This window comes from Micromonospora sp. NBRC 110038, from assembly GCF_020884815.1.
GTDB lineage: Bacteria > Actinomycetota > Actinomycetes > Mycobacteriales > Micromonosporaceae > Micromonospora > Micromonospora haikouensis.
Genome location: NZ_BBOL01000014.1, coordinates 59,893 through 76,359, shown reverse-complemented (window position 1 = coordinate 76,359; position 16,467 = coordinate 59,893). Strand labels below are relative to the sequence as shown.

General features: G+C 73.9%; 10 protein-coding genes. 7 read left to right on the top strand and 3 right to left on the bottom strand.

All coding sequences use genetic code 11. The annotated features are described in order from the left end of the window. Positions 1-5,334 (bottom strand): type I polyketide synthase (locus tag LPU61_RS31135; RefSeq protein WP_229406933.1); only part of this gene is annotated, 5,334 nt, incomplete at its 3' end. A gap of 846 nt (positions 5,335-6,180) precedes the next feature. Between LPU61_RS31135 and LPU61_RS31130 the strand changes: the two genes are divergently transcribed. Then, the gene (locus tag LPU61_RS31130) at positions 6,181-7,104 is read left to right on the top strand and encodes a sulfite exporter TauE/SafE family protein (protein WP_043963278.1); all 924 of its coding nucleotides are present in this window, start codon (positions 6,181-6,183) and stop codon (positions 7,102-7,104) included. Positions 7,105-7,282: 178 nt separating this feature from the next. On the opposite strand, the gene LPU61_RS31125 is transcribed toward LPU61_RS31130, so the two are convergent. Continuing rightward, positions 7,283-8,638 (bottom strand): PHB depolymerase family esterase, encoded by a 1,356-nt coding sequence (locus tag LPU61_RS31125; RefSeq protein WP_229406932.1) that lies wholly within the window; start codon positions 8,636-8,638, stop codon positions 7,283-7,285. A gap of 224 nt (positions 8,639-8,862) precedes the next feature. On the opposite strand from LPU61_RS31125, the gene nhaA reads away from it, so the two are divergent. Continuing rightward, a complete protein-coding gene (gene nhaA, locus LPU61_RS31120) occupies positions 8,863-10,176 on the top strand; it encodes a Na+/H+ antiporter NhaA (protein WP_043963281.1) in 1,314 nt (437 codons plus the stop codon). A 21-nt stretch (positions 10,177-10,197) separates the two neighbouring features. Here nhaA and LPU61_RS31115 read toward each other — a convergent pair whose 3' ends face one another. Continuing rightward, positions 10,198-10,746, bottom strand: a complete 549-nt coding sequence (locus tag LPU61_RS31115) for an STAS domain-containing protein (RefSeq protein ID WP_063838577.1) — start codon at positions 10,744-10,746, stop codon at positions 10,198-10,200. 237 nt (positions 10,747-10,983) lie between these two features. On the opposite strand from LPU61_RS31115, the gene LPU61_RS31110 reads away from it, so the two are divergent. The 5 genes from LPU61_RS31110 to LPU61_RS31090 are packed head-to-tail and all read left to right on the top strand — an operon-like array spanning position 10,984 to position 16,456. Continuing rightward, on the top strand, positions 10,984-12,525 hold the full coding sequence (locus tag LPU61_RS31110) for an ABC transporter substrate-binding protein (RefSeq protein ID WP_229406931.1): 1,542 nt from the start codon (positions 10,984-10,986) through the stop codon (positions 12,523-12,525). Positions 12,526-12,541: 16 nt separating this feature from the next. Then, positions 12,542-13,486 carry an ABC transporter permease gene (locus tag LPU61_RS31105; RefSeq protein WP_043963284.1) on the top strand — a complete coding sequence of 315 codons (945 nt, stop codon included), beginning with the start codon at positions 12,542-12,544 and terminating at the stop codon, positions 13,484-13,486. 23 nt (positions 13,487-13,509) lie between these two features. Next, positions 13,510-14,391, top strand: a complete 882-nt coding sequence (locus LPU61_RS31100; protein ID WP_043963285.1) for an ABC transporter permease — start codon at positions 13,510-13,512, stop codon at positions 14,389-14,391. Continuing rightward, a complete protein-coding gene (locus LPU61_RS31095; protein ID WP_229406930.1) occupies positions 14,388-15,422 on the top strand; it encodes an ABC transporter ATP-binding protein in 1,035 nt (344 codons plus the stop codon). Before LPU61_RS31100 ends, LPU61_RS31095 begins: the two co-directional genes overlap by 4 nt. Continuing rightward, entirely contained in the window at positions 15,419-16,456 is a 1,038-nt protein-coding gene (locus tag LPU61_RS31090) for an ABC transporter ATP-binding protein (RefSeq protein WP_043963287.1), read from the top strand. Before LPU61_RS31095 ends, LPU61_RS31090 begins: the two co-directional genes overlap by 4 nt. The last annotated feature ends 11 nt before the right edge of the window (positions 16,457-16,467 follow it).

Genomic DNA, 16,467 nt, shown 5'->3' with positions numbered 1-16,467 from the left:
CACCGCGAGGATGGCGTTCTGGAAGTCGGCGACGCTCGGCCCGGTGGCCACCGGCACCGCGGCCGGCACCGGAGCGGGTGCGGGGGCCGGCGCGGGGATGATGGGCCCGACGGCGGGCGAGACCGGGACGACGGCCGGGGCCACCGGCCGCGCCGGCGCGATGGTCGTGGCCAGGGCCGACCCGCCGTTGGTCGCCAGCGCCACGGCCGGCACGGGGGCCGCGGTGGGCGCGGTCGCCGGGGGCCGCGGGGCGGCGGGCACGGGGGCGGCGGCCGGCGGGGCGACGGCGGGCGCCGCCGACGCCTGCGGCAGCGCGGCCGGCGTGTGGCCCTCGACCCGGTACGCCTCGGCGGGCTGCCAGACGAGCCGGCCGGCGCCGCCCGGGCCGCCGCTGCCGGGGTCACCGAGGAACGCGAGCATCACGTCGCGCTGGGAGGCGATCATGTCCCGGGTGGCGCGCAGGTACTCGTTGAGCAGCTCGCCACGGATGTCCTGGCCGCCGGCGTCGGGGCCGGTGCCGGTGGGGGTACCGGTGACGGCACCGTTCGCTGGGGTCATCGACAACTCCTTGATCCGTCGGGGAGGGGTCATGCCACCGGGAAGACAGTTGCCGTGCTGGTCCCGGACGAGCAGCCCGTCGACCGTCCAGATCGGACGACGGGTCGGTGCGGTGGCGGGCGCGTCGGCGGCGACCCGGCCGTGGAAGAGCCAGTCGGGGCGCACCGGCACGCCGGCGCAGGCGAGCTCCCCGACCGAGATCAGGAAGCCGCGCAGCCCCTCCTCGGGACCGCGCTCGCAGGCGACCGCCCGGTGCGGCCGGTCGCCGAGCACGGCCTTGACCAGGCGGGTGAGCACCTGGCCGGGGCCCACCTCGACGAACACGCGGGCGCCGGCGGCGTACATCGCCTCGACCTGCTCGACGAAGCGGACCGGGGCGCCGATCTGCTCGGCGAGGTGGTGGCGCACCTGGTCGGCGTCGCCGGAGTAGCGCGCGGCGGTCAGGTTGGACCAGACCGGGATGCGCGGCTCGGCGATCCGGTGGGCGGCGAGCACGTCGGCGAAGGTCTCCACCGCGCCGGCCACCACGGGGCTGTGGAAGGCGCAGGCGACCGAGAGGGCCTTGGCCGACAGCCCGGCCTCCTTGAGCGCGACCACCGCCGACTGCACCTTCGCGGTCGGCCCGGAGACCACCACCTGCGTCGGGGAGTTGCGGTTGGCCAGCACGACCTCGCTGGTCAGCCCGGCGCTGGCGAGGACACCGGCGACGTCGTCGGCGGAGGCGTTGACGGCCGCCATGGTGCCCGGGTCCTCCCCGCAGGCGCCCAGGATCGACGCCGCCCGTTCCCGGCTCAGCGCCATGAGCGTGGGCGCGTCGAAGGCGCCGGCCACGCAGAGCCCGACCAGCTCGCCGTAGCTGTGGCCGGCGGTCATGTCCGGGCGTACGCCGAGGCGGCGCAGCAGGTGGTCGACGGCCAGCCCGCCGATGCCCAGCACGGGCTGGGCGACCCGGGTGTCGCGGACCCGCTCCTCCTGCTCGCGCCGCGACGACTGGTCGAAGGCGGCGGCGGGGAAGAGCAGCTCGGCCGCGTCGCGGTCGAGTTCGAGGTAGTGCCGCAGCTCCGGGAAGGCGACGAAGATCTCCGCGAGGGCGCCGGGGCGCTGGCTGCCCTGCCCGGGGAAGAGGAACGCCACCTGGCCCGGCCCGACCGGCTCGACCTCGTCCGGCTGCACCAGGCCCCGCGCCGGGTCGTGCTCGCCGGCCAGCGCCCGGTGCAGCAGCGTCTCCAGCTCGGTCAGGTCCCGGGCGACGATCGCCACCCGGGTGGGGCCGGAGCGGCCGGCGGACTTCGCGGCCACCGAGGCGGCCAGCTCGGCGAGGCGTCCCCGGCGGTCCCGCCCGGCGTCGCCGGCGAGGCCGTCGAGCAGCTGCCGGACCGACTGGTGGGCCGCGGCCCGGTCGAGGCCCCGGAAGCAGAACAGCTCCGCCGGCCAGATCCGCCGGCCGTGCCGGGGCTCCGGGGCTCCGGCGTGGGCGCTGAGCACGACGTGGAAGTTGGTGCCGCCGAAGCCGAAGGCGCTCACCCCGGCGATCCGCTCGTCGGCGGGGGCCGGCCAGGGGCGTGCCTCGGTGTAGAAGGCGAACGGGCTCTGCTGCGGGTGCCAGGCCGGGTTGGGGCGCTTCAGGTGGATCGTCGGCGGCCGGACGCCGTGGTACAGCGACAGGGCCGCCTTGATCACGCCGGCCAGCCCGGCGGCGCACTTGGTGTGCCCGATCTGCGACTTCACCGACCCGAGCGCGCAGCCGCCCGGCTCCGCGCCGGCATCGACGAACATCCGGGTCAGGGTCTCCAGCTCGGTGCGGTCGCCGACGACGGTGCCCGTGCCGTGCGCCTCCACCAGGCCGACGTCGCGCGGGGAGACGCCGCTGCGGCGGTACGCCCGGTCCAGCGCCCGGCGCTGGCCGTCGGGTCGGGGGGCGGTCAGGCCGAGGGCGCGGCCGTCGCTGGCCCCGCCGAGTCCCTTGATCACGCCGTAGATCCGGTCGCCGTCGCGCTCGGCGTCGGCCAGCCGCTTGAGGACGACGCAGGCCACGCCCTCGCCGAGGGCGATGCCGTCGCCGGTGCTGTCGAAGGGCCGCGACCGGCCGGTCGGGGACAGCGCGTGCGCCGAGGTGAACATCAGGTAGTCGTTGACGCCGTTGTGCAGGTCGGCGCCGCCGCAGATCATCATGTCGCTGTCGCCGCTGACCAGTTCCTTGCAGGCGGCGTCCATGGCGGCCAGCGAGGAGGCGCAGGCGGCGTCGATGGTGTAGTTCGGCCCGCCCAGGTCGAGGCGGTTGGCGACCCGACCGGCGATGACGTTGGCCAGCACGCCGGGGAAGCTGTCCTCGGTGACCGTGGGCAGCAGGTCCTGCATCTCGTCGGGCACCTCGCCGAGGTACGCCGGCAGCATGGTGCGCAGGGTCTGCGCGTGGCCCATGTCGCTGCCGGCCTCCGCGCCGAAGACGACGCCGGTGCGGGAGTGGTCGACCCCGGCGGCGTCGTGCGGGTAGCCGGCGTCGAGCAGGGCCCGGTGCGAGACCTCCAGGGCGAGCAGCTGGGTCGGGTCGATGCTGCCCAGCGCCGTCGGCGGGATGCCGTAGCCGATGGCGTCGAAGGGCACCGGCTCGATGAAGCCGCCCCACTTGGAGACGCTGATCCGGCCGGTCTGGCCCGGCCCGACCTCCGGGGCGTAGTAGAGGTCGGTGTCCCAGCGCTCCGCGGGGACCTCGGTGACCGCGTCGGCGCCGGTGAGCACGGTGCGCCAGAAGCTGTCCAGGTCGGGGGAGCCGGGCAGCATGCAGGCCATCCCGACGATGGCGATGTCCAGCGGCGCGGGGCGCTCCTCGATCTCGGCGGGCGGGGCGAACCGGGCGCGCAGCGCGTCGAGCCGGGCGGCGTGCAGGTCGCGGGCCTCGGTGCTGACGGCGTCGTGCAGGCCCGCCACGGTGGTGGCGGCGTCGCGCAGCACGGCGACCTGCCCGGCCATGAACAGCCCCTCGGCGGCCTGGACGCCCTCGTCCACCGTCTCGATGGTCTCGCCGTTGCGCTTGAGGCCCTTGCTGGCGATCCGCAGCCGGCCGACGTTGAGCAGTTCGAGCTGCTCCCACACCTCGCGGTTCTCCGCGCCGGCCTGCTCCAGCTGGGCGCGCAGCGCGTGGAAGTCGTCGACGAACGGGGTGTGCAGGCAGCGCGTGACGTGGCCCGGAGCGGTCTCCAGCAGGGCGGTCCGCTCGGCGGTGAGCGCCTCCCGCTGGAAGAGCGGCTGGACCGCGCCGTGCTCGACCGCCTCGGCGGTGAACAGGTACGCGGTGCCCATGAGCACGCCGATGCGGGCCCCCCGGCGCGCCAGCGGCGCGGCCATCGCGGCGACCATCGCCGCCGAGCGGGCGTCGTGGACGCCACCGGCGAAGAAGACCTGGAGCTGCGCGGCGGCGCCCGGTTCGGCGTCGAGGTACTCCTCGAGCACCAGCAGCTGCGCCTCCCACAGCGGGAAGCTGAACCGGGGGCCGATGTGCCCGCCGCACTCGGCGCCCTCGAAGATGAACTTCCTCGCCCCGGAGCGCAGGAACTGCCGCAGCAGGCCGGGGGAGGGCACGTGCAGGAACGTGCTGATCCCCTGCTCCTCCAGCGCCTTGGCCTGCGGCGGCCGGCCGCCCGCGATGATCGCGAAGCCGGGGCGGATCTCCTGGATGACCGCCAGCTGCGCGGCGCGCAGCTCCTCGGGGGCGAAGCCGAGCACGCCGACCCCCCAGGGCCGGTCGCCGAGCCGCGCGGCGGTCTCGGTGAGCATCCGGCGGCACTGGTCCGCGGAGTTCAGGGCGAGTGCGATGAAGGGCAGGGCGCCGCCGTCGGCGACCGCGGCGGCGAAGCCCGCCTCGTCGCTGACCCGGGTCATCGGGCCCTGGGCTACGGGCACCCGCACGCCGAGCGCCTCGGCCAGCGGGGCGCCGGGCAGCAGCAGCGTGCCCGCCTCGGGGTCGTCGGCGGCGTCGAGCATGATGGCCCGCATGGCCCGCACCGCGCTGGCGGTGTCGGCCCAGCGGTCGGCGAAGACGGCGGCGAGCCAGCCGTCCTGACCGATGGGCAGCAGCTCCGACCGTACGTCGTGCTGGCCGCCCCGGCGCATCCCCCGGGCCCCGTCGGCGAGCACCGTCTCCGAGCCGTCCATGCGCCGGATCGCGGCCTTGACGTCGGCCGGCAGTTCGGACTCGGGCATCAAGGCGAGCTGGGTATCCAGGACGATGCCGGCGGCCCCGCCGACGAGGCAGGCCCCGGCGGTGCGCGGGCCGATGCCGCCGGCCACCCAGACCGGCAGGTCGACGGTGTCGTCGGCGACGAGCTGCTGGAGCAGGACGAAGGAGCTGAGGTCGCTGACCCGGCCCCCGCCCTCCAGGCCCCGGGCGATCAGCCCGTGCGCCCCGCCCGCCGCGGCGGCGCGGGCCTCCTCCCGGCTCGTGACCTCCACGATCACCCGGTACCTCGGGGTGATCTCGGCCAGGGACCAGGGGCTGTCGGAGGTGACCACCACCAGGTCGACCCGCCCGCGTGCGGCGTGGTCGACCTCGTCCGGTGTGGCCAGGCAGCCGGCCGGCACCCGGACGCCGATCGGCCCGGGGGACCAGGAGGCGGCCTGGGTCAGCGCGCGCAGCGACCAGTCGTCGCCGCCGGCCAGGTCGAGCACGCCCAGCCCGCCACCGGCGCAGGCGGCGGCGGTGATCCGTGGGCCGGGCTCCAGTGCGCCGGCAGGGTTGACAACCATGATCAGGTCGCGCGTGTGCGGTGCAGTACTCATCAGGCTCCCACTTCGGTCGCGAGAAGATCGCGGGGCGACGGGCTGGACCGGCCGGCCGTACCACCGGCGCTCGGGCCCTAATTTGCGGCAGTCAATGTCGCGCTGGGTCATAACGTAGCGTCGCCCAGTTACGGCCCGGTTAAATCTGACCAACCTGATCGGGGAGGTGAAGATTTCCTACTAAGGCGGCGGGATTTGCCGCCGAGGTGGCCAGGCAAAATGGCCGCGAGGTGGGGCGGCGGGGGGCGCGAACGGTGCCGCCCGCCGCAGTGCGGCGATTGTCGAGTTCATTACGAAATTGTTTTACGTGCTCCGAGCATTCCCTGGCTGTGGGTGATTTTAGTCGTTCTGTCTCACGATGTGGAACGGGTCTTGCCAGGGGTTGCGCGCTGCCTCAACGATCCCTGTCAATGTCGTCATCGCTATTACCCATCGATTAAGTTCGACATTCACCGAAAGTGAGGTGAGCTTCGCCGGGCGATCAGCGAACGCCCTGGTGGGTGACCTGTTGTGACCCGCGTCACCCTGACTGCGGTAACCGACGCGGACCGCATCGAGTGCGGTCGGCCACAGGAGGCGAGTTCAGCGACGGCCTTGCCGGCGGTCGCGCTGGGCGAGCCGATACCGCGACCGGGCGGCGGCATCACAGCTCCGCTTAACGAGCGTTTTACCCAATCTGTCGGAATGATTAGCGCGGAGTTGCCCGTCAATGGGGCAGCCGCCGTCGCCTACGACAATCCATGTACCTGCACAGACTCGGCTCGCCGGGACGGTGCGGTCCGCCTCGACCGTCGTCACCGCCCGGCACTGCCAGACCCCCTTTTGTCTTTCGGATCGGCGGTTATTGTGCGTAAACTCCTTCTCCTCGCCCTTGTGGGACTCGGTGCGCAACTGGTAGACGGCAGCCTCGGCATGGCCTACGGCGTGACGTCGACAACACTGCTCCTCGCCATCAACACCAGCGCCGCGAGCGCTTCCGCAACTGTTCACCTGGCCGAGATCGGCACCACCCTCGTCTCCGGCGCCGCGCACTGGCGCTTCGGCAACGTCGACTGGACGGTGGTCCGCAGGGTCGGCGTGCCGGGGGCACTCGGCGCCTTCGCCGGCGCCACGTTCCTGTCCAGCCTCTCCACCGCGACCGCGGCCCCGATCATGTCGCTGATCCTGCTCACCCTCGGGGTCTACGTGCTGGTCCGGTTCACCGTCTCCGGGCTGCCCCGCGACCGGGTCGGGCTGCCCCTGCGCAAGCGCTTCCTCGGCCCGCTGGGCCTCGTGGCCGGCTTCGTCGACGCCACCGGCGGCGGCGGTTGGGGCCCGGTCGGCACCCCTGCCATCCTGGCCAGCGGCCGGATGGAGCCGCGTCGCGTGATCGGCTCCATCGACACCAGCGAGTTCCTGGTGGCGATCGCCGCCAGCGCCGGGTTCCTGGTCGGGATCGGCTCGGAGAACATCAACTTCGGCTGGGTGGGCGCGCTGCTGCTCGGTGGCATGATCGCCGCGCCGATCGCCGCCTGGCTGGTGCGGATGGTGCCGCCGCGGGTCCTCGGCTCCGCCGTCGGCGGCGTCATCATCCTCACTAACGTGCGGACCCTGCTGCTCAGCGACTGGATCGACGCCTCCACCGGCATCCGGTACGCCAGCTACCTCGTCATCGTGGCCACCTGGGCGGCGGCGGTGGCCTGGTCGGTGCGCCAGCACCTGGCGGACCGGACCGTCGAGCCGGTCGTGGCCGGGGACGGCCCTGGGGAGCCCGCCACCGCGACGAGCTGACCGCCCACCGGGCCTGCCGCAGCCGGCGGGCGGGCCGGTGCGGGTCGCCGGCACGGGGAGCCGTACCCGGACCCCCCGTGCCGGCGACCGGCGTTCCGGGATCGTGACGAGGGCGCGCACCGGCAGCGGCGCGCGCCCTCGCAGGCGATGGTGGCGGAGTGCCCCGCCGCCGGTGAGATCAGGAGACCGAGCAGGCCACCCCGTTGAGGGTGAACGAGGCCGGCTTCGCGGTGTTGCCGGTGTGGTTGGCCTGGAAGCCGATGCTGACCGACGTGTTCGGCGCGATCGCGCCGTTGTACGAGACGTTACGGGCGGTCACCGCGCCGCTGGTGGGGGAGTAGGTGGCGTTCCAGCCGCTGGTGATGGTCTGCCCGCCCGGCAGCGTGAACGCCAGACTCCAGCCGTTGACCGTCGCGCCGCTGGTGTTGGTGATCGTGACGGCGGCGGTCAGGCCGGTGTTCCAGGCGTTGACGGCGTACCCGACGGCGCAGCCCTCGCCGGCCGGCGGGGTGGTCGGCGGCGGAGTCGTGGGCGGCGGGGTGGTCGGCGGCGGGGTGGTGGGCGGCGGCGTCGTCGGCGGGGCCGTGGTGGGCGGCGGCGTGGTGGGCGGGGTGGCGCTGTCCAGTCCGAAGAACCGGATGGCCTGGGCGGCGTCGACGGGCAGGTTGTGCGAGACCCCGGCCATGCTGATCGCCTCGACCGGCGCCATGGTGCCGCTGCCGCCGTAGCGGGTGCGGGTGTAGCCGGACTGCGGAGTGTCGGTGTAGGTCGGGGTCTGGCTCAGCCCGTGCACGTTCGTCCACTGCTTGACCTCTTCGCCGAAGTTCGGGTAGCGCAGGGTCTCGTCGTTCGTGCCGTGCCACAGCTGCATCCGGGGCCGCTTGCCCGTGTAGCCCGGGTAGGCGTTGCGGACCAGGTCGCCCCACTGCTGGGCGGTCTTGGTGATCTGCCCGTTGGCGCACTCGCTGTTCCACTCCGAGCCGTTCGTGGTGGCGAAGCAGCCGAACGGGACGCCGGCGAAGGCCGCGCCGGCGGCGAACACGTCGGGGTAGAGCCCGAGCAGGACGTTGGTCATCATCGCGCCGGAGGAGACGCCGGTGGCGAAGATCCGGTCCGCGTCGACGGGGTACCGCGCCCGGACGTAGTCGATCATCGACTTGATGCCCACCGGGTCGCTGCCGCCGTCACGGCGCAGCGCCTGCGGGGAGGAGACGTCGAAGCACTGGCTGCTGCGGGTCACCGACGGGTAGATGACGATGTAGCCGTACTGGTTGGCCAGCTCGTCGAACTGGGCGCCGTTGAAGAACGCCGGGCCGGTGCCGGTGCAGTAGTGGACGGCGACCAGCAGGCCCGGCCGGGGCGCGACCCGGTCCGGCACGTACAGGTACATGCGCAGGTTGCTGGGGTTCGCGCCGAAGTTGGTGACCTCGGTCAGCGCCGCCGCCGAGGCGGGCGCGGGCACCGTGACGGCCGCCAGCGCGGCCACCGCGGCGGCCACCAGGGCGGCGCCCAGCAGCTTCATCCTTGATCTCATGGGGCAGGTTCCTCCGGAGAGTGCCGATGGGGCGAGGTTCCGATCGGGGCTGCCCGGCGTCCGATCATGTCCGGCTCAGGAACGTCCATCAGTATGTATATATGTCGTGAGGGTGGCAACCAGCGGAAGTTTCGAGGGCCGCAAGCGGCTAGGGTAGGGCTTCGGTGTGCCGGGAAGTCTGGTCGGCGACGAGACGATGCTGCCCTGCCGACGAGGAGTTCCCCGTGACCGACGCCCCCCGGCGCCGCCCCAGCCTGTTCGCCCGACGCTCGTGGGGCGAGACCAGCCGCATCTTCGGCATCCTGCGCAAGGAGACCGTGGGCGGGGCGCTCCTGCTGGTCGGCGCGTTGCTGGCCCTGATCTGGTCCAACTCCCCCTGGGCCGACGGATACCAGGCGCTGCGGGATCTCCGGGTGGGCCCGGCGGCGCTGCACCTGGACCTCAGCCTGGCCACCTGGGCCGCCGACGGCCTGCTGGCGATCTTCTTCTTCGTCGCCGGGCTGGAGCTCAAGCGCGAGTTCGTCGCCGGGGACCTGCGGGACCCGCGCCGCGCGGCGGTGCCGGTGGCCGCCGCCATGGGCGGCGTGCTCGTGCCCGCCCTCCTCTACGTCCTCATCGCCGGCGGTGACGCCGCGCAGGGCTGGGCGATCCCCACCGCGACCGACATCGCCTTCGCCCTGGCCGTGCTCGCCGTCGTCGGCCGCTTCCTGCCCTCCGCGCTGCGCACCTTCCTGCTCACCCTCGCGGTGGTCGACGACCTGCTCGCCATCGTGATCATCGCCGTCTTCTACACCTCCGACCTGGCCGTCGGGCCGCTGCTGGGCGCGCTGGTCCCGCTGGCGGTCTTCGGCCTGCTGGTGCAGCGCCGGGTCCGGTCCTGGTGGCTGCTGCTGCCGCTGGCCGTCGTGACCTGGGTGCTGATGCATGCCTCCGGGGTGCACGCCACCGTCGCCGGCGTGCTGCTGGCGTTCACCGTCCCGGTGGTCCGCAGCCGGGCCGCGGGCGGCCCGGACGCCGGGCCCGGCCTGGCCGAGCACTTCGAGCACCGGTTCCGGCCCGTCTCCGCCGGGGTCGCGGTGCCGGTCTTCGCGTTCCTCTCCGCCGGTGTCACCGTCGGCGGCCTCACCGGCCTCGCCACCGCCCTGACCGACCGGGTCGCCGTCGGGATCGTCGTCGGCCTGGTGCTCGGCAAGCCGATCGGCATCATGGCGGCGACCTGGCTGGTGTCCCGGTTCACCCGCGCCGACCTCGACGAGGGGCTGAACTGGCTCGACGTGTTCGGCCTGGCGCTGCTGGGCGGCATCGGGTTCACCGTCTCCCTGCTCATCGGCGAACTCGCCTTCGGCCTGGGCAGCGAGCGCGACGACCACGTCAAGGTCGCCGTGCTCACCGGGTCCGTGCTCGCCGCCGGCCTGGCCAGCGTCATCCTGCGCATCCGCAGCCGGGCCTACCGGCGGGTGCACGAGGTCGAGACCGTCGACCGCGACCGCGACGGGGTGCCCGACGTCTACCAGGCGCAGCCCGACCGGTCGGCCTGAGCCGACCCGCCCCGCGCCGGGTCAGCGGGCCGGCGCGGGGTCGGCCGCCGGCAGGGCGGGTCCGGCCGCCGCCAGGGCCTCCTGCTGGGTCGCGAAGGTCGGGAAGAGCCCGTCGAGGCGCATGGTGTGCAGGACGGTGCGGACGAACCGGGACGGGGCGGCGAGGCACAGGACGACACCCCGCTGCCGGGCCTCCTGGTGGGCCCGCACCAGCAGCCCCAGCCCGGCCGGGTCGATCTGGTCCACGCCGTGCAGGTCCACCACGGCCCGCCCGTCGAACTCGACCGCGTCGCGCAGGGCGGCGCGCAGCCGGCCCTCGCCGTGGCCGGGCGCGTCGTCGCAGCCGTCGACCTGGTCGAGCCCGAGGAGTTGGCCCGGCGCCGGTCCGGCGATGCTGCACGGCGGGCACCGGTGGGGGCCGACGGCGAACGGCGAGCCGCTCCAGCCGTGCTCGGACACCAGCGTCCAGACGACCTCGGCGTCGGGCAGCACGCACGCGTTGCCGGTGGTCGTGTCGCCGCAGTCGTCGCAGATCAGCGTCATCAGGCGATCGTCCGGTACGACCGTCATCCGGCCTCCTCTCCTCGGCGGCGGCAGCCCCCACCCTGGTACGCGGGTTTGGAGGGCACCTCCCGGTTCCATGACGGTTGTGTGACGAAACCGCTCTCACCTGGACCGGTGCCGTCGTGGCCGCGCCCGGCGGCGGGCCGGGACGGCGGGGCAGGTTTCGCCTTCGGGACGCTGCGGGCAAGGAGGGCAGGAGGCGGGATCACTCCCGCGCTTCGGTGACGGAGGGGGACCGGGTCCATGACCAGATCCAGGATGGTCGGTGCCGTGCTCGCGATCGCGCTCGCCGGCGCCGCCGGCTGCGGTGCCGGCGACAGCGTCGACGTGGACGGGGCCGGCGACACCGGCGGCAAGGGATCCGGCGGCACGCTGAACGCCGCCATCGGCGGGGAACCGGACCAGCTCGACCCCCACCGGACCTCCGCCTACTACAGCTTCCAGGTGCTGGAGAACGTCTACGACACCCTCGTCGAGCCGGGCCCCGACCTGCGGATGGGCCCCTCGCTGGCGACGAAGTGGACCACCAGCGCCGACCAGCTCACCTGGACCTTCACCCTCCGCGAGGGCGTGCGCTTCTCCGACGGGTCACCGCTGACCTCCGAGGACGTCGTCTACTCCTACGAGCGGATCATCTCCGAGAAGCTGAACCAGGCGTACCGGTTCGAGACCGTGAAGTCCGTGACCGCCCCCGACCCGACCACCGTGGTCGTCGCGCTCACCAAGCCCACCCCGAACCTGCTGGCCAGCCTCGGCGGGTTCAAGGGCGTCGCGATCGTCGACAAGGCCAACGTGGAGTCCGGGGCGATCAAGACCAAACCGGTGGGCAGCGGGCCGTTCGCCGTCGCCGGCTACACCTCCGGCGACAGCATCCAGCTCACCCGCAACGACAACTACTGGGGCGCGAAGCCGAAGCTCGACGGGGTCCGGTTCACCTTCGTCAAGGACCCCACGGTCGCCCTGCAGAACCTGCGCGGCGGCGAGGTCCAGTGGACCGACAACCTGCCGCCCCAGCAGGTCGCGGCGCTGAAGGAGAACGGCGGCGACGTGACCGTCGAGTCGCGGTCGTCGACCGACTACTGGTACCTCGCCCTCAACGAGGGCCGCAAGCCGTACGACGACGTGAACGTGCGCCGCGCGATCGCGTTCGCCCTGGACCGGGACGCGATCGCGAAGGCGGCCAAGTTCGGCCAGGCCACGGTCAACCAGACCGCGATCCCGAAGGGCAGCTCCTGGCACTTCGAGTACGCGCCGTACCGGCACGACCCCGCGCAGGCCCGGCAACTGCTCGGCCAGGCCGGCGTCAGCGGGCTGAGGCTGGACCTGATGGTGACCACCGAGTACCCCGAGACGGTCAGCGCGGCCCAGGTCATCGCCGCCCAGCTCAAAGACGTCGGGATCACCGTGAAGATCCGCACCCTCGACTTCGCCCAGTGGCTCGACGAGCAGGGCCGGGGCGCCTTCGACGCGTTCCTGCTCGGCTGGCTCGGCAACATCGACCCGGACGAGTTCTACTACGCCCAGCACCGCACCGGCGCGACGTTCAACTTCCACAAGTACAGCAACCCCACCGTCGACAGCCTCCTCGACGCCGGCCGCACCGAGACCGACCCGGCGGCCCGCAAGCGGACGTACGACCAGGCGGCGAAGCAGATCGTCGACGACGCCAGCTACGTCTACCTCTACAACCCCGACGTGGTGCAGGGCTGGTCGAAGCAGGTGACCGGATACCAGGTCCGCTCCGACCGGGCCATCCGGTTCCGCGACGTCGGCCTCGACAGGTGAGCTGACGGGGGCCGCCATGACACGCTTCGTCCTGCGCCGGCTGCTCCAGTCGGTCGTCGTCCTGTTCGGGGTGACGCTTGTCGTCTTCCTGCTGCTCCAGCTCGTCCCCGGCGACCCCGTCCGGGTCGCCCTCGGCACCCGCTTCGACCAGCAGACCTACGACGCGCTGCGGGAACGCTCCGGCCTCGACCGGCCGCTGGTCGCGCAGTACGTCAGCTACGTCGGCCACGCGCTCACCGGCGACCTCGGGGTGAGCTTCCGCAGCGGCCAGCCGGTCACCACGATCGTGCTGGAGCGGCTGCCGGCGACGCTGTCGCTGGCGGTGACCGCCGTGCTGCTCGCCCTGCTCGTGGCGTTCCCGCTGGGCGTGCTCTCCGCCGTGCGCAGCGGATCGGCCCTCGACCACGCCGCACGGGTGTTCAGCCAGTTCGGCGTGTCGGTGCCCGACTTCTGGATGGGCATCATGGGCATCCTGCTCTTCGCCGGGGTGCTCGGCTGGCTGCCGCCGTCGGGCTACGTGGCCCTCACCGAGGACCCGGCGCGGTGGGCGTCGCACGTGATCCTGCCGGCGACGGCCGTGGGGCTCGTCACCGCGTCGATCCTCACCCGGTTCATCCGCTCCTCCGTGCTGGAGGTGCTCTCCGAGGACTACGTGCGCACCGCCGAGGCCAAGGGGCTGCGCGCCCGGGTCGTGGTCGTCCGGCACGTGCTGCGCAACGCGCTGATCCCCGTGGTCACCGTCGTGGCGGTGCAGTTGGCCAGCCTCGTCGGCGGGGTGATCGTGATCGAGGTGCTGTTCGCCTGGCCGGGGGTCGGCCGGCTCACCTACGACGCCGTCCAGGCCCGCGACTACCCGGTGCTGCAGGGCGCGGTGCTCTTCGTCGCCGCCCTGTTCCTGCTGATGAACCTGCTGGTGGACGTCCTCTACGCCCGCCTCGACCCGCGGATCGGGCTGCGGTGAGCGGCGGAGAGGACCGGGCTGCGGTGAGCGGCGGGTCCGACGGCACGCTGCGCCGCACCCTGTCCGCGCTGCGCCACGACCCGCCGGCCGTCGCCGGCACCGTCGTGCTGCTCCTGCTGCTCGTCGTCGGGGTGGCCGGCCGGTGGCTGGCGCCGGCCGGGGTCAACGACGTCGACGTCGATCAGATGCTGCGCCCGCCCAGCCTCGACCACCCGTTCGGCACCGACGAACTGGGCCGCGACGTGCTCAGCCGCGTCCTCGTCGCCGCCCGGGTCTCCCTGGAGGTGGGCCTGGTCAGCGTCGGCATCGCGCTGCTGGTCGGGGTCACCGTCGGCCTGCTCGCCGGCTGGTACCGGGGCTGGGTGGACAACGTCCTCATGCGCGGCATGGACGTGCTGTTCGCGTTCCCGGTGTTGCTGCTGGCCGTCGCGATCGTGGCCGTGCTCGGGCCGGGCCTGGTCACCGCGATGGTCGCGATCGGGGTGGTCTACACGCCGATCTTCGCCCGGGTCACCCGCGCGGGCGTGCTCTCCGTACGCGAGCAGGTCTTCGTGCGCGCGGCCGTGTCCATCGGCGCGTCGGACGCGCGGATCATCCGCCGCCACGTGCTGCCCAACATCGCGGCCCCGCTGATCGTGCAGACGTCGCTGTCGCTGGCGTTCGCCATCCTCTCCGAGGCGGCCCTGTCCTTCCTGGGCCTCGGCGTGCAGCCGCCGGACCCCGCCTGGGGCCGGATGCTCTACGACGGGCGCGGGTTCGTCACCGAGGCGTGGTGGCTCGGCGTCTTCCCCGGCGCAGCGATCTTCCTCACCGTGCTCGCCTTCAACCTCGTCGGCGACGCGCTGCGCGACGTGCTGGACCCGCGTCAGCTCACCGTCAGCGAGGCGAACAGGAGCAGGGCATGAGCACACCACCACCTGCCGCCGGCGCGGCCGGTACGGGCCCCGCCGCGGGCGGCGGCGACGCACCGGTGCTGGCCATCGAGGACCTGACGGTGACGATCGGCACCCGCCGCGGCCCGGCCCGCGCCGTCGCCGGCGTCGACTGGTCGGTGCGGGCCGGGCAGACCCTCGCCCTGGTCGGCGAGTCCGGCAGCGGCAAGAGCATGACCGTGCTCGCCGCCACCGGCCTGGCCCCCCGGGCGGCCCGGGTCACCGGACGGGTCCGGCTGCTCGGCGAGGAGCTGACCGCGCTGCCCGAGCCGCGCCGCCGGCAGTTGCGCGGCCGGCACGTCGGCTTCGTCTTCCAGGACCCGATGACCTCGCTCAACCCGGTGCTCACCGTGGGCCGGCAGGTGTCCGAGGCCTGCGAGGAGCACCTGGGCATGACCCGCCGGCAGGCCCGGGACCGGGCCGTCGAGCTGCTCGACCTGGTCGGCATCCCGTCGCCGGGCCGGCGCGTCGAGGAGTACCCGCACCAGTTCTCCGGCGGGATGCGCCAGCGGGTCGTCATCGCGATGGCCCTGGCCTGCGAGCCGGCCCTGCTCATCGCCGACGAGCCGACCACCGCCCTCGACGTCACCACCCAGGCGCAGATCGTCGAGTTGGTCGCCGACCTGCGCCGCCGGCTCGGCACCGCCGTCGTCTGGATCACCCACGACCTCGGCGTGGTCGCCGGGGTCGCCGACACGGTGGCCGTCATGTACGGCGGCCGGATCGTCGAGCGGGGCGACGTCGACGCGGTGTTCGACGCGCCCGCGCACCCGTACACCCGGGCCCTGCTGGCGGCCCGCCCGGACCCGCAGCGCTCCGGCGGCGACCTCCCGGCGATCGCCGGTGCGCCGCCGAGCCCCCTGGACCTGCCGCCCGGCTGCGCGTTCTGGCCCCGCTGCCCGGTCCGCGGCGACGCCCGGTGCGAACACGAGCTGCCGCCGCTGGTCCCGGTGGCCCCCGGCCACGAGGTACGCACCTTCTATCCCGGCGGGGAGGACGCATGAGCACCGACACCGCCCCGGCCGCACCGACGCCGGACGCCGGGCCGCCGGAGCCCCTCGCCGAGCTCGACGACCTGCGGGTGTGGTTCCCGGCCGGGGGCGGCGCGCAGGTGCGGGCCGTCGACGGGGTGTCGCTGACCGTCCGGCGGGGCGAGACGCTCGGGCTGGTCGGCGAGTCGGGCAGCGGAAAGTCCACCACCGGCCTGGCGCTGCTGCGCCTGGTCGATCCGACCTCCGGCCACGTGCGGGTCGGCGGCCGGGACGTGACCCGATGGTCCCGCCGTCGGCTGCGGGGCCTGCGCCGACGGGTGGCCATGGTGTTCCAGGACCCGCAGGCGTCGCTGGACCCTCGGCGCACGATCGGGGCCAGCGTCGCCGAGCCGCTGGTGGTGCACCGCCTCGTCGACTCCGCCCAGGCCCGTGGCCGCCGGGTCGCCGAGCTGCTGGAGCTGGTCGGCCTGCGCGCCGACCTCGCCGGCCGGCACCCGCACGAGCTCTCCGGCGGGCAACGCCAGCGGGTCGGCATCGCCCGCGCGCTGGCCGGGGAGCCCGACCTGATCGTCCTCGACGAACCCATCGCCTCGCTCGACCTGAGCGTGCAGGCGCAGATCATGAACCTGCTGCGGGCGCTGCAACGGGACCTGGGACTGACGTACCTGTTCATCGCGCACGACCTGGCGGCCGTCGAGCACATGAGCGACCGGATCGCCGTGATGTACCTGGGCCGGATCGTGGAGACCGGCACCCCGGCGCAGCTCTACCGGCAGCCGGCGCACCCGTACACCGCCGCGCTGCTGTCGGCCGTCCCGGTGGCCGATCCGAAGGTGGAGCGGCACCGGCGGCGGATCATCCTGCGCGGCGACGTGCCGAGCCCGGTGGACCCGCCCGGCGGCTGCCGGTTCCGGACCCGCTGTCCGCAGGCCCGGCCGGACTGCGCCGAGGTCGACCCGGCGCTGGTGGAGGTGGCCGCCGGCCAGCGGGCCGCCTGCCTGTACGCGGGCGAGGCGGTACGCGCCATGCGCGGCGGGCCGGTCTGACCGGCGTCGCC